At 70.6% G+C, this 13,270-nt stretch carries 15 protein-coding genes; 6 read left to right on the forward strand and 9 right to left on the reverse strand.

Annotated features, from left to right (window positions below; all coding sequences use genetic code 11):
• Positions 1-597: 597 nt before the first annotated feature.
• The 4 genes from KRAD_RS21790 to KRAD_RS21805 all read right to left on the reverse strand — a co-directional run bounded on the left by KRAD_RS21790 (position 598) and on the right by KRAD_RS21805 (position 3,593).
• Positions 598-822 carry a DUF4287 domain-containing protein gene (locus KRAD_RS21790; RefSeq protein WP_041292344.1) on the reverse strand — a complete coding sequence of 75 codons (225 nt, stop codon included), beginning with the start codon at positions 820-822 and terminating at the stop codon, positions 598-600.
• 318 nt (positions 823-1,140) lie between these two features.
• A complete protein-coding gene (locus KRAD_RS21795; RefSeq protein ID WP_012087869.1) occupies positions 1,141-1,797 on the reverse strand; it encodes a hypothetical protein in 657 nt (218 codons plus the stop codon).
• Entirely contained in the window at positions 1,794-3,098 is a 1,305-nt protein-coding gene (locus tag KRAD_RS27730; RefSeq protein ID WP_012087870.1) for a PEP/pyruvate-binding domain-containing protein, read from the reverse strand. The genes KRAD_RS21795 and KRAD_RS27730 overlap by 4 nt, the downstream gene beginning before the upstream one ends.
• Before the next feature lie 3 nt (positions 3,099-3,101).
• The gene (locus tag KRAD_RS21805) at positions 3,102-3,593 is read right to left on the reverse strand and encodes a hypothetical protein (protein ID WP_012087871.1); all 492 of its coding nucleotides are present in this window, start codon (positions 3,591-3,593) and stop codon (positions 3,102-3,104) included.
• A gap of 1,111 nt (positions 3,594-4,704) precedes the next feature.
• Here KRAD_RS21805 and KRAD_RS21810 point away from each other — a divergent pair.
• Complete coding sequence (locus KRAD_RS21810; RefSeq protein ID WP_238985788.1) at positions 4,705-5,424, forward strand: ANTAR domain-containing protein; 720 nt, start codon at positions 4,705-4,707, stop codon at positions 5,422-5,424.
• Positions 5,425-5,551: 127 nt separating this feature from the next.
• Here KRAD_RS21810 and KRAD_RS21815 read toward each other — a convergent pair whose 3' ends face one another.
• The gene (locus KRAD_RS21815) at positions 5,552-5,887 is read right to left on the reverse strand and encodes a hypothetical protein (RefSeq protein ID WP_012087874.1); all 336 of its coding nucleotides are present in this window, start codon (positions 5,885-5,887) and stop codon (positions 5,552-5,554) included.
• Positions 5,888-6,222: 335 nt separating this feature from the next.
• On the opposite strand from KRAD_RS21815, the gene KRAD_RS21820 reads away from it, so the two are divergent.
• A complete protein-coding gene (locus KRAD_RS21820; RefSeq protein WP_012087876.1) occupies positions 6,223-7,413 on the forward strand; it encodes an NADH:flavin oxidoreductase/NADH oxidase in 1,191 nt (396 codons plus the stop codon).
• Positions 7,414-7,560: 147 nt separating this feature from the next.
• Here KRAD_RS21820 and KRAD_RS21825 read toward each other — a convergent pair whose 3' ends face one another.
• The 3 genes from KRAD_RS21825 to KRAD_RS21835 all read right to left on the reverse strand — a co-directional run bounded on the left by KRAD_RS21825 (position 7,561) and on the right by KRAD_RS21835 (position 9,801).
• The gene (locus KRAD_RS21825) at positions 7,561-8,397 is read right to left on the reverse strand and encodes an alpha/beta fold hydrolase (protein WP_012087877.1); all 837 of its coding nucleotides are present in this window, start codon (positions 8,395-8,397) and stop codon (positions 7,561-7,563) included.
• Between the two features lie 312 nt (positions 8,398-8,709).
• The gene (locus KRAD_RS21830; protein WP_157873702.1) at positions 8,710-9,078 is read right to left on the reverse strand and encodes a hypothetical protein; all 369 of its coding nucleotides are present in this window, start codon (positions 9,076-9,078) and stop codon (positions 8,710-8,712) included.
• Positions 9,079-9,261: 183 nt separating this feature from the next.
• Positions 9,262-9,801, reverse strand: a complete 540-nt coding sequence (locus tag KRAD_RS21835) for a hypothetical protein (RefSeq protein ID WP_041292346.1) — start codon at positions 9,799-9,801, stop codon at positions 9,262-9,264.
• 184 nt (positions 9,802-9,985) lie between these two features.
• On the opposite strand from KRAD_RS21835, the gene KRAD_RS26230 reads away from it, so the two are divergent.
• The 3 genes from KRAD_RS26230 to KRAD_RS21845 all read left to right on the forward strand — a co-directional run bounded on the left by KRAD_RS26230 (position 9,986) and on the right by KRAD_RS21845 (position 11,831).
• Positions 9,986-10,138 (forward strand): hypothetical protein, encoded by a 153-nt coding sequence (locus KRAD_RS26230; RefSeq protein ID WP_157873703.1) that lies wholly within the window; start codon positions 9,986-9,988, stop codon positions 10,136-10,138.
• Positions 10,139-10,323: 185 nt separating this feature from the next.
• A complete protein-coding gene (locus KRAD_RS21840) occupies positions 10,324-11,130 on the forward strand; it encodes a hypothetical protein (RefSeq protein ID WP_049821351.1) in 807 nt (268 codons plus the stop codon).
• On the forward strand, positions 11,127-11,831 hold the full coding sequence (locus KRAD_RS21845; RefSeq protein ID WP_012087881.1) for a DUF4166 domain-containing protein: 705 nt from the start codon (positions 11,127-11,129) through the stop codon (positions 11,829-11,831). Before KRAD_RS21840 ends, KRAD_RS21845 begins: the two co-directional genes overlap by 4 nt.
• Positions 11,832-12,282: 451 nt before the next feature.
• Here the strand turns inward: KRAD_RS21845 and KRAD_RS21850 are convergent, their stop codons facing one another.
• Entirely contained in the window at positions 12,283-12,810 is a 528-nt protein-coding gene (locus tag KRAD_RS21850) for a hypothetical protein (protein ID WP_012087882.1), read from the reverse strand.
• Positions 12,811-13,000: 190 nt separating this feature from the next.
• Here KRAD_RS21850 and KRAD_RS21855 point away from each other — a divergent pair, with 190 nt between their 5' ends.
• Complete coding sequence (locus KRAD_RS21855) at positions 13,001-13,189, forward strand: hypothetical protein (protein ID WP_041292348.1); 189 nt, start codon at positions 13,001-13,003, stop codon at positions 13,187-13,189.
• Positions 13,190-13,270: the final 81 nt, after the last annotated feature.

Consider the following 13,270-nt stretch of genomic DNA (forward strand, 5'->3'; position numbering starts at 1 on the left):
GGCACACCAGCCCCGCCCGTGCGGCCCTAGTGGTGTCGACTTCGAGGAACCCGGCGAACTTCCCGTGCGGGGGGATCTAGCACGACAGGTGCGTCCATGGTCCGGCTCCCGCGGCGGCCAGGTCCGCCTTGGGGATCCACACCAGCTCCGCGTCCGCACCGGTCGCCGCCACGCACGCGGTGAGCAGTCCGGCGGTCTGACCCCAGCGGTAGACGGAACCGCTGAGACGTAGGCATACCGGTGCACACTCCCCCTCAGGAGCTTGGCGGTGCCGGTGGCGACACGCGGTGCTCCGGCCCAGGTGTCCACCACCGCGTCCCAGCGTCGATCGCTAAAGGCTGCGGCCAGGGCGGTGGTGTTGGTGCGGCCGGCGTGCAGGATTTGCACGCCTGCGAGGAGGTGGCCGGTACGTCCGCGGTCCAAGACGGTGGCGTCGCTGACCCGGCGTTCCCGTTCCGTCCGCAGCTGAGAGCTGTCGCAGCCGCTGACGCGGCGGGCGTCACCGAGCAGGGTGGGGCGCGGTGAGCCCCGGGGCCAGCGCCCGGCGCAGCCGGCGACGTAGCCTGCTGGCGGTCTGGCCCGATTGGGTCTGGCCGGTCAGGCGCCTTCGTCCTCAGTGCGGGTGGCTGCCACCAGGGCGTTGGCGTGCCCGTGACCCATGCCGTGCTCGCTCTTGAGCCAAGCCACCTGCTGCATGTGCTTCACGTCGGGGTGCTGGGCGCGGTGCTCACGCAGCAGTTGCTGCCAGTGCGTGATCGGGTGTCCGTACTTCGCTTCGATGGCGGGGAAGTACGACGCGGGTCCCTTGGTGGTCTCAGGCATGAGGCTCTCCTCCTGGTGCTCGTCGGTGCTGGCCGGTGCTGGCCGGTGCTGGCCGGTGCTGGCCGGTGCTGGCCGGTGCTGGCCGGTGCTGGTCGGTGCTGGTCGGTGCTGGTCGGTGCTGGTCGGTGCTGGTCGGTGCTGGTCGGGTGTTGATTGGGGTGTCGTTGAGGGATGGACCATTGGTACTCGCGTAGCTCATCGTTTCTTGGCTGCTCAGTGCGTCTTCGACCGCGCCCAGAGGGAGAGCCGCAGACGTCTCGAGGGCCGCTATCACCGGTGTTGGTCCTGGCACCCTGCAGTGTGGGTGTCGTGAAGTCATCAGCGCCTCAAGCCGAGGGTGGCGATGAGGTCCTCGTGCAGCTCGAACCACACCCGGTGGCAGGAGTCGCGATCGATGCCGCTGATCCACGCCGGGTCAGCGGGAGCGGCGTCCACCGCTGCGCTGAAGCGGGAGTGGTACCCGGTGAAGCGGGTCAGGCCAGCGCGCAACCTCCCCTCCAGGCCGACCAGGGCGTTCGCGGCGGTCTGGAGGGTGTGCAGGGTTGCGGGCAGGTCGGCGGTGTGGTCACCGATGCCCATCTCGCTGAGCTGCCACGTGGTGCAGGTCTCGGCGACGACGGCGTTCCAGGCCAGGAAGTCGGTGTGGACCGCCTCGACGAGGGGACGGGTGCCGCTGGCCTGCAGTTCGGCGGCCAGCAGGTGCTCACCGTGCAGCTTGCCCGCCTCGGTCAGTGACCAGCCCTCATCGCCGGCGTAGCGGGTGCACGTCACCCAGCCATGGGCTTGAGCGTCGAGCAGGTGTTCGCGGACCTGGGCGTCCACGACATCCGGCTCGTCGCGCAGTGAGCGGGGTTCGAGGGCGCGGGGTTCGAGGGCGCGGGATGTGAGGAGGGTCGTGATGCGGGCGGTGTCGGCGTAGCCGAGGGTCCGCACGGCGTGCAGCACGAGCAGTTCGGGGGTGGAGGTGCCACTCACCGGTTCTCCTTCGGGCTGTCGCAGGCGCGAGGACGGGGGCGACTGCTGGTGCTGGTGCTGGTGCTGGTGCTCGTGCTGGTGGAGGTGGTGATGGTGCCGTGGGTCCCGTCCACGCGCACCAGGCGGCCGTCGGTGAGCACGTCGGTCGCGCCGGCTGCGTCGGTGACGGCGGGGATGGCGAACTCGCGGGCGACGATCGCTGCGTGGGCGAGGATCCCGCCGATCTCGGTGACCACGGCGGCGGCCCGGGCCAGCAGGGGTGTCCAGGCCGGGGAGGTGGCGCGGCAGACGAGCACGTCGCCGGGGCTGAAGCGGGCGAAGTCGTCCAGGTCACGGATGACTCGGGCCGGGCCGGTGGTGGTGCCTGGGCTGGCGGGGGTGCCCCTCAGCAGGACGGCACCGGCACTGGTCTCAGCGCCGGTCTCAACGCCGTCTGTGCCGCACCGTGTGCCCTCGGGTCCTGCGGGGGCTGTGGCGGTGGGCCCTAGGGAGGAGCCGGTGGTGGGCCCCAGGGGGGAGCCGGCGGTGGCCCCCCGGGTGGAGCCGGTACTGGATCCCGCGGTGGAGCGGGTGGTGATGGGCCGGGCCTGCAGGATCCACGTCGTTCCTGCGGCGATGGCCCACTCCACGTCCTGCGCAGCGCCCAGCAGTTCCTCGACGCGGTGGGCGGTGTCCGCGAGGTCGTTCAACTGGGCGGGGGTGAGCAGGGCGCCGGTGTCTGCACCGGCGTGCGCGCCGGCGTGCGCACCGGGTTGCGTGCCGGGGTTCACGAGCCAGCGCTGCGGGGTGCTGCGGCCGCTGACGAGTGCGTCGCCGAGCCCACGGGTGGCTTCGACGACGACCTGCTCGGCGCCGGTGACGGGGTGGTGGGTGAACATCACCCCGGCCACCTCGGCGGGGACCAGCACTTGGATGAGCACCGGGGATCCGCTGATTGGTGCCACCTGGTCCGGTGAGCGGCCGAGGCGAGTGGTGTAGGTGGTGGCGGCAGCGCCGGAAGCGGCCGAGTGGCGCACCTCCCGCACCACCTCCGCGGGCGTCCGTGCTCCCAGGTGAGTGTGCAACTGACCGGCGAAGCTGACGCGCTGGCCGTCTTCGCCCGCAGCGGAGGAGCGCACCGCGAACGGCCCGCCGCCCAGGGCGCGCAACACCGGTTCCAGTTCGTGCTGCCAGTGGTCTCCGTCGAGGGCGTTCAGGACGACGACGCCGGGCGGAACGGGCAGACCGGCGTGCCGCAGTCGCGCCAGGGTCGCCGCCTTGACGCCGCAGCGGGGGTCCGCCTCGGTTAGTGGGATGAGCACGACTCACCCGCCCGTCTCGAGGTGGCGGCTCTTGCTGCTGCGACGGGCTTCGCCATCGCTATTGCCGGCGCCGGCGCTGTTGCTGGCCCTGCCGTCGGTGTCTTCATCGCGGTCCCCGTCGCCAGGACCATCGAGGCGGGTCAGGATGCGGTTCAACCGTTGCTGCGCTGCCTGCGCCGAGCCCAGGCCGAGCGCGACGGCGACCTGCGGCCACGTCATCCCCGCGGCGCGCGCGGCGAAGAGCAACGCCGCCTCGACCTGGTCCAGTTCTGCGCGGGCCGCGTCCAGCAGGTGCAGACCGGATCGCAGCAGGTGCGGATCGGTACTGTCCGCATCGCGGGCGACCCAGGCGGCCAGGCGCACCAGTTCGGTGTCGGAGAGGGGCCGGCCGCGGTGCTGCCACGGTCGCGGTGGCAGGTCGCCGCCGCCGGCCGCCTCGAGAGCCGTGCGTGCCCGGTCCAGGAGGGCGGCGGCGTCGTGGTCAGAGGAGGGCACGTGACCAGTTCAACTCCTCAACAGAACGTTGTCAACTACTCGTTGAGAGGCGAGTGTCGGAGTGGTTGGCGGGTCACAGCAGAACGTCACCTCCTCGGGCGGCGTCTGCCTTCACCGACCGACGAGGGTGTCAGCAGCGAATGATGAGGAAGCATGCTGCACGACAGGTGCCGGGTGTCTGCGATGGGTGGTGGAGGCCGCGGCCTCAGTCCCGGGCTTCAGACCAGGGCTGAGGATGGGGGTGTAGCGCCTGGTGCGTGATGGTGTGGACCTCACTGACCCGGTCGTAGCTGACCCATCCGCCGATTGGTCCGCTGTGCTCGAAGTCTCCAAACTGCACCCTGCTGCTTTCCTCGCGGGCTCTCAGTACTCCTGCGGAGTCCCGCCCCTGGCCGTGCCTCTGATATACCCCGGCCGTCGCCGAGACGCACGACGTGCTTGATCTCAGACTTCGGCGTCTGCTGATGCAGCAGCTCGTTGCTGGCCCTGAGGACGGTGTCCAGGGCCGACATCGGCGTGACCGCGATGCGTCGGAGCCGACGTCCACCCAGATCGCGGGATGACCGCGCGCTCCGCTGTGTGCTCGTGCTCTACTGGAGTCCTTCGTGCCCTGGACCCGGCGCGGTGGCAGCACCACCTGATGACTCGGTGGGGAGAAGTCTGCGTGGGGGTCTCTCGCCTCGGGAGCCGGCCGTGCCCGCCCCGCCAGGTCTGCGGGTGGCAATGCGTCGAGCCGACGGCGCGGCGGGAGGCCTGACCTCGATCGAACAGCCGGAGGGGTCAGGACTTCGCGTGCGCGGCTAGCTGCTGCTGACTCGGCCGCCACTGACTCGACCGCCACTGACTTGGCCCGTAGCCGACGCTGGGCCTCGGTGCTGGCGGGGCACTACCCTGTAGTCACTGCGCCACCGTGGCGTCGCCTCCACCGCCCAGGCGGAGGGCGCCACGGCCTGGGTTGGACCCACAGCTCTCGCAGGTTCCGTCACCGCTTCTGCAGCGGCGGGAACCGTTGCGGGGCGTCGAGCTCCGCGCCCCGTGTGGAGGAGCCCCCGTGTCCCCAGATCCCGCGTCCCCGACCCCCGCGTCCCCGACCGAACCGGTCGAACCGGCTGTGGCGACCCCACCGCCGGCGGGGGAGCTGATGGACCCCCAGGACGCGTTCGCCGAGCTGAGCACGCTCGTCGTGGGCGAGACCCCCCTCAGCCAGGTCCTGGCCCGGGTGGCCCAACTCGCCCAGGAGTGCGTGCCCGGGGCGGAGGAGGTGTCGGTGACGCTGCTGGAAGGCGACCGCGCCCGCTCCGCGGCCTTCACCGGCAAGCTCGCCGCCGCGCTGGACGAACGCCAGTACGAGGGCGGCTTCGGCCCCTGCATCGACGCCGCCCAGAGCGGGCAGGTCATCCGCGTGGACGACACCGGCGCGGAGGAGGTCTACCCCGACTTCGCCGCGGTCGCTGCGCGTCAGGGCGTGCGCAGCAGCCTCTCCGTGGGCATGCCGATGCCCCAGCGGATCCTGGGTGGGATCAACGTCTACCGCTTCGACGAGGGCGTCCTGGACGAGGACGCGGAGAAGACGTTGCAGGCCTTCGCCGCCTACGCCGCGGTCGCGTTGGCGAACCACTCCCTCTACGCCTCCTCGATGGCGCTCAACGGCAACCTGCAGGTCGCGATGCAGTCCCGCGCGGTGATCGAGCAGGCCAAGGGGGTGCTGGTGGCGAGTCTGCGCTGCAGCCCGGAGGAGGCGTTCGCGCACCTGGCGAAGCAGTCCCAGCACACCAACCGCAAGCTGCGCGACATCGCCACCGAGATCGTCGAACGCGCCGGCCGCAGCTGAATCGGCTCGACACCCGCAAGGGGGACTGGCTCGTCACCATGAGGGTGACGTCGCTATGAGCGTGACGTCACCGGTTGCTGTCGGTCGCGCCCGGATTGCGGGATGGCCGGTAGGTCGAGCAGCCGTCTCAGGGACCGCGACGCTGCCGCAGGGGCCGGTCATCACCATCGTGGTGGTAGCTGATCTCGACGTCGGTCAGCTCGTTCTGCAGCCGGTAGGCCAAGCGCAGCCCCTCGTCCTGCCAGGCCCGCTCCTGCTCCTCGTCGGACCAGCGGTAGTCACTCCACCCGAGGGCGTTGAACCGCTCGTTCCGCGCCCGCAACTGCTCGACGAGCTCAGCGCTGACGCCGAGGCTGGTCAGCTCGGCCGGGCCGACATGATCAGGGTCGCTGTCCCAGGCGGGGTCCTGCTCGCCCCACTCAGCCATGACCCGCAGGGCGACGGGGCGGTAGGGCTCCTCCACCGGATGAGCATGTCAGCCGGTGTCTGACCTGGGGGCAGGGCAGTGGGATCGCGGACACACCTCGTAGCGGCTCCGCTCGGCCGCTCGCTCATCGGCGTGAGCGTGTCCTCGGTAAGGCGCTCGGGCGGCGTCGTGGGTGTGAGAGGCCCGTGTCTGCCTCACGGTCCGCATCATGACGTGAAACGGGAAGGTGTCGGCGATCTCACAAGATCGCTGAGGGGTTGTGAGGAAGGGTTCACGCGACCGGTCGGCGTCAGCAACGCCGACGTGACCGGGCGCGGTGAGCGTTGACCTCACCATCGTGGACCCGGCGGGTCCCATTCCCTGGAGGCGTCGTGGCCGGTCTCTTCACCCCCTTGACCATCAAGGACGTGACTCTGCGCAACCGCATCGGCATGTCACCCATGACGATGTACCGCTCCGTAGACGGGGCAATGAACGACTTCCACCTCATGTACCTGGGCGCCCGCGCCGCCGGCGGGTTCGGGCTGGTCTTCCCCGAGCAGGTCGCCATCGCCCCCGAAGGCCGCACCACCGTGCACTGCGCCGGCATCTACGACGACGCGCAGGTCGAGGGTCACGCCCGCGTCACCGCCATGATCAAGGACATGGGGGCGGTGGCCGGGATCCAGCTCGGTCACACCGGCCGCAACGGCAGCGAGGTCCCGCCCTGGGAGGGCGGCCTGCAACTGCCCCCCGAGCACCCTGACGGCTGGCAGGTCAGCGGCCCCTCGAACATCCCCTACGGCTGCGGCAAGCGTCCCTACCCGGTGCACGCGCTGAGCGTGGCGGAGATCAAAACCCTGCACCGGCAGTACGCCGACGCCGCCCGACGCGCACTGGACGCCGGTTACGAGTGGCTGGAGATGCACTTCGCCCACGGCTACCTCGCCTCGGAGTTCTTCTCCCCCCTGGCCAACCAGCGCACCGACGAGTACGGCGGCAGTCTGGAGAACCGCGCCCGGTTCCTCCTCGAGGCGCTGGACGCGGTCCGGGAGGTGTGGCCGGAGCGGCTGCCGCTGACGATGCGGCTGGGGTCGGATGACTTCCACCCCGAGGGGATCACCTTTGAGGAGTCGATCACGGCGATCGGCTGGATGAAGGAGCATGGCCTGGACCTGGCCGACATCAGCCAGGGCGGCAACACCGACGATATGGTGAACCCGATCTGGAACGACCCCAGCGCGTGGGTGGCGCGCGCTGCGCGACTGAAGGATCGGGTGGACATCCCCGTCACCACGAGCTGGAACCTCGGCATCCCCGCCAACGCCGACGCGGCCATCCGTTCCGGGGACGTCGACCTGGTCCTGCTGGGCCGTCCGGCGCTGGCGAACCCGCACTGGCCGGTGTGGGCGGCCCGGGAACTGGGCACTACCGAACCCTTCGACCTGGTTCCGAAGGACTGGGGGTTCTGGCTGCAGAACTTCCGCGGGCACGGCCCCAGCATCGGCTGGCCCGAGCCCGAGGTCAGCCGCCCGGCAGTGGTGACCCTGCCCCAGCAGGGAGCGCACCTGCAGAACGTCTAGAAGAGCGCCGCACCGGCTGCGGGCTGCACCAGGTCCTCCGGTGGGGTAGTCGCGACACCGGGGTGTCACCCGGGAACCGGGTGACACCCCGCTCATCAAGCTGTGTCCGTCGTCGGCGCTCAGTTGCGGAACGTCGGCAGGTGGTTCTCAGGAGGCGAGGAAGTCCAGCAGGACGCGGTTGAACTCCTCGGCATGGCTGACGTTGATGCCGTGCGGCCCGCCGGCGATGACGTGCAGGCGGCTGCCGGGGATCGCGGCGTGGGTGCGCGCACCGGAGCCTGCAAAGGGCACGGTCCCGTCGCCGTCGCCGTGGACGACCAGCACAGGCACGTCGACCTTGGGGAGGTCGTCGCGGAAGTCGGTGGTCCCGAAGGACGCCATCGCCTTCAGCGCGGCCTTCTTGTCGGCCTGCTTCGTCAGAGCGAGGGCCTCCTGGCGCTGGGCCTCGGTGACCTTCAGGACCCCGTCGACGGAGAAGAAGTCGGTGACGAAGCCGTCGTAGAAGGAGTCCTCGTCAGCGGTGAGGGCGGCCTCCATCTGCGCCGCCTGCTCCTTGGTCAGCGGGCCGTCGGGGTTGTCCTTCCCCTTCGCCATGTAGGGCGGGACCGCGGCGGCGAAGACGACGCTGCGCAGGCGCTCGTCGCTGTACTTGGTGAAGTAGCGCGCGACCTCCCCTCCGCCCATGGAGAAGCCGACGAGGGTGACGTCGGTGAGGTCGAGGGCCTCGAGCAGGGCGTGCAGGTCCTCGGTGAGGGTGTCGTAGTCGTAGCCGATGCGGGTCTTGTCGCTGCGCCCGAAGCCGCGGCGGTCGTAGGTGATGACCCGGTAGCCCGCGGCGGTGAGGGCGGGGACCTGCTCGGACCAGGAGGCACCCGACAGGGGCCAGCCGTGGATGAGGACGACGGGGCGTCCGGGGCCGCCGGTGTCGTCGACGTGCAGGTCGGTGTCCTTGAACAGGCCGTGGTGGGCGGTGATCTCGGTCATGACTCCCCTTCGGAGCGGACGCGGCGGTGGTCTGGTGGGACCTGCACTGGCCTGGGTCGAGCGCCGGTTGGACGCTCAACCACTGTGGCTACCCTGGACGGGTGGGGGTTAGGCCGCCTCCTGAGGGCTGCCAAGGGGTGCCGGTGTTGCGCCGTTCGAGGTCGCAGAGGACTTGGCGTGGTCCTCACTTCGCACGCAGTCACCATCGGCGGTGTCGATCGAAGGTTGGCGGACCGCGTGCTGTGCAAGGCGGCGCATCAAGAAGTGCTGTCCCCAGGTCGCAGTGAGGGCATTGCCTCGCTGTGGGCGAGGTCAGGAGGCTGGATCGTCCTTGACGAGCGGAATCGCGCTGGCGGCGATCTGGTCCAGGTTGGGCAGATCCAGCGTCGTGTGGGTGGGGGCCAGCGCAGGCCCCCAGGACACCTCGAAGCCCAGCTTGCCGTCGGTGGGCATCCCGAAGATCCGCACGGCGCACGACAGGCGCCGGACGCGACCGTCGTCCCAGACGTCGTTGCGCTCACCCAGGGACAGTCGCTGCGGCATGTGATCGACGAAGGCGTGCACGAGGGGGTCGTTGGCCGGGCCTGGCCAGTGCTCCCACAAAGCTCCCTGTACGGCCGCCTCGGCATCGCTGCGGGGTGGGAGGACCTGCGGGATGAAGGCGACGTCGGCGCGGGCCACCAGCCAGGCGGTCGGGGTAGGCGAACAGGCAGCGCAGGCCGATGGCGATGCCGGGGACCTTGGCCAGGACCACCGGCCCGTGAGCGATGGCTCCCAGACTGCGCCAGGTCTGATCGGAGTCTTCGATCTCCCACGGCCTCCATGGCCGCTGCCACGGCTCCCAGGACGGGGCGGATGCATCCGTCATGCCAGCCTCACCACCCGCTCGTAGAGGTCGTCCAGGTTCTCCAGGGCCAGGACCGTCGTGGTCATCGGAGCACCCAGCTCCGGCCAGCCGGCCTCAAGAGGAAGGCGCGCGTCCTCCGGTAGCTTCGGCCACCACAGGTCCAGGTCTCGCAGGTATGCCGGCGAGCCCGGGTCCTCACCCGAGGCACCGCGGGCGACGGGTCCGCCACTGCTGTAGTGGTGTTCCAGTCGATGCCACAGCTGCCCGTCCGGGGTGAGGCCGGCGGCCGAGGCCGGGACGCTGAAGTGGGGGTCGCTGCGGGGAAGCCGAGGAGCACGCTGCCGGCCGCTGCGACCGCTGGGGTGGAAGTCAGACTCGTAGGCGTCTTGAGCGACCTGGCCGATGGCCTTGATCTCGATGGAGAGCAGCAGGCCGTCGAGGTAGGCGAAGGCGCAGCGCAGGCCGAGGCCGATCCCTGGCCCCTGGCTGAGGACGCACGGGCCGTGGGCGAGGGCTCCGAGTCCCTCCACGAAGGAGAAGGAGATGCCGCTGGTCACGGGGCCAGACTGCCGCACGTGAGGCATCCCGTCACCAGCGGCGAGCAGCGGTCATGATGCTCGATAACCGCGTGCCTCTCGTCAGACGCATGCTCTTCGTGGGATGACCGCAAGCTGCCACGACAACCAGGGGCTGCGTCCGCAGACGCGAGACACAGCGCTTCGAGGTCCATAGCCCTCGTCCATGGACTTCGTGGTGTGCTCCTACGACCAAGAGCGAGTCAAGAACGTCGACGGGCTCCTCGGACCCGGAGAGCGCCCGCTGGTGGACTGCCCGCGGTGCGGCAGGCGATACGTGTTCACGGAAGACGGCGAGCTGGTGAGCTACAGCTCCTGACCGGGTGGCTACCTTGAGTGCGCTTTCGATGAGCGCGTGTCTCGTCGCGCGCGGGCGCTCCAGGCCGGCCGCGAACGTGCACTGAGCACGGGATGACCGTGATGTCTCGACGCGCCCGGGATGGGTGCTGGGAGGTTCGCGGTGTTGACCGTCCTCGACGACGGCGCTCCGCTACCGTCGGGGACGTGGCGCGCCCGCTGTACGTCGAGACGCTGGTGCGCTGCGAGGCGGACCGGTTGTGGCACCTGACCCAGGCCCCGGACCTGCACCCGCGCTGGGACCTGCGCTTCTCCTCCATCCAGCCCACCGTCCGCGACGCCGACGGGCACCAGCACTTCACCTACGCCCTCGTCCTGCCCCACCCCCGCGCGGCGCTGCTGACGGTCACGGGCACGGGGGTGTCGGTGGGGCAGCGGCGCGATGCCGCGGGCCGCGGGACGTCGGCCTTGCGGTTCCGCCCCCACGGCGTCTTGTCCCCACTGGGTGAGGGGGCGGGGTACTGGCGCTACGTCCCCACCGAGCACGGGGTCCGGTTCCTCACCGGCTACGACTACGTCCCCGGCTGGGGTGGGCTGGGCCGGGTGCTGGACCCGTTCCTGGTGCGCCCGCTGGTGGGGTGGGCCACCGCGTGGAGCTTTGACCGCCTGCGTCTGTGGGCGGAGACCGGCTTGGACCCGGCCCTCGCCCGCAACCGCGCCCTGCGCGATGCGGCCGTCCGGTCAGTGGGCCTGGGCCTGAGTCTGGGGGCTCTCGCCGCGGCCGGTGGGCGGCGCACCCGGCGGCACGGACGGCGGCACGGACAGCGACGGAGCCTGGTGGGTGCCGCGGTGGCCGTGGCCGCTGCGGCGCTGCTCTGGCCGGTAGGCAGCGGCACCCCTTCGGCGCGCCGCTGCCTGCGTCGCGCCCCCGACCGCCGGTCCGCCACCGCACCGACCAGCCTGGACACCGTTCCCCTCCCGATGGGGTCAGCCGCGCCGGGTCGAGACGCGTGAGCGCGCGCGAGCCGGACTTCACCGGCAGCGTGGTCCTCGCCGCCCTAGGCGCCGACGCCGCCCGCCTGCACCCGATGCTGCAGCGGCGCTTCGGGGTCTCCACCGCCGCGGGGTACTCCTGCGTGGGGCGCGGGGTCATGGACCGCCTCTGGCACGGCCCGGCGTGGACGCTGCCGTTCCTGCACCTGGGAGCGTGGCGCAACATCCTGGTTCCCGACGCCGGGAGTGATGTCCCTTTCAGCGTGGAGAATTACGCCTACGTCGACTCCTTCGGTCGTGAGACGGTCACGGTGGTCCGGACCTTCGAGATCGCCCCGGGCCGGCGGCGCCGCTTCGACGCGACGCTGGTCGCCGACGGGCCGGGTCGGGTCCTGGACTACCTCGGAACCCATCAGCACCTGGCGGTGGACCTGCGTCCGTCGGTGCTGGCGGATGGGCGGTTGCGCATCGTCTCCAGCGCGCAGCGCTTCTACGAGGGCCGCGTGGGGTTCCGGTTCCCGATGCTGTTCTCCGGGACGGCGGAGCTGATCGAGGGTTACGACGAGGGTCGGGGGAGGTACACGATCGAGGTGGCGGTCTCCAACGAGCGGTTCGGGCCGCTGGCGGGCTATTCGGGCAGCTTTACTTGTGAGTTCCCGCAGGTCGTGGGTGATGCGGTCCCGCCGGCGGTGCGGCCGTTGCGGGAGGAACAGCGCCGTTGAACCGTGGTGGGCGATGCGGTCCCGCCGGCGGTGCGGCCGTTGCGGGAGGAACAGCGCCGTTGAACCGTCGCGCGGATAGCGGGATGAGCGTGAGGTCCAGCATCGCCTTGTCTCCGCGAGCACCATGGGGCCCCTTGAGGCGGACAGCACGAGACGACGAAGGGCTGGCGGTAGGCGAGATGGGTCGAGGACGGCAGCAAGAACATGGCACGGAGGACGGCGGTGAAGGCGCCGGGGTACGCGTAGGGGGCGGCGACGGCGACGGCAGTGATGATCACGATGACGACGCCGGAGCCACCGCCTGAGTCCGAGCGCGCTACGTCAGCGGGATGATCGTGAGGTCGTCAGGTCAGCCCTTGGGCTTTCCGTTTACGCACTCGACCTCGAGACCGGCGTCGTCCTCGCGCCTGACACCGCGACCTGCTGAACGGATGAGCGTCGCCGAGGCCCCCTAGGGGCGCTCCTGCCCGGTCAATTGCTCCAACCGGTGCTGAAGACGCGCCGGCTCCACCCAGGCGAGGACGATGAAGAAGGAGAAGAAGGCCGCCGCCAGCAGCCACCACCGCGACCACACCAGCGCCAATCCGAGGTAGACGACGGTGAAGACCCCGAAGGTCAGGAGTTGACGCACCCGCCCGCGGCGCGCTTCTTGCTGTCGTCGTTGCACGAGGTGGACCGCCACTTGCTGGATGACGGGGTCGGTCGGGACGGGACCGCGTCGGGCCGCGCGGGCACCGGCTCGTTGCTGCTCAGGGCTGGCCTGCGCCGGGAGACCGGCGAGTAGACGCTGACGCATCCGGGCTGAGGCAGGCCCCATCAAGGCGCCGAAGACGACGCCGGCGATCAGCGCAAAGGGCAGCGTCGAGGTGAAGGTCTCATGGCCGGTGATGGCTGAGCCGGCCGCGAAGATCAGGGTGAAGAGGAGGCCCTGCACGATGCCCAGGACCCACCACGGTGCTTGCTGCCAGCGCCACGACATCCCTGCAGCTTGGACTGCGTCTGCCAGGCCGGCGCCTGCAGGTGTGCGGTGTCATCCGGCTGGCGGTAGGAATGCAGCGCCCGGATTGCGGGATCACCGTGAGGTCCTGGTCTTGAGCTGGGGTGGGCCAGGCCGTCACCCTGCAGGAGGGGCGCGGCCCTCGTGGACGTCGGCATGAGATGGAGGCGCGATGCGCTACCTGGCTCTGGGTGCTGTCGGCGGGATGGGAGCAGGCGCTCTTCTCACCCTTGTCTTCATGTGGAGCTCCGGCAGCACCTACGAGTGGGTGGACTCAGTGGTGGGCACGTCGCTGATGGGCCTGCTGCCGGGGGTGGCTGTTGGGGCAATCGTCATGGTGAGGAAGGAAGACCGGCAGTGAGGCTGCACGCCCCGGTGATGCTGTCGACCACCGCAGCGGGGGCGACTAGCTAACGCGCCGGCTGACGACCGTCGATCACCC

This window comes from Kineococcus radiotolerans SRS30216 = ATCC BAA-149 (assembly GCF_000017305.1).
Taxonomy (GTDB): domain Bacteria; phylum Actinomycetota; class Actinomycetes; order Actinomycetales; family Kineococcaceae; genus Kineococcus; species Kineococcus radiotolerans.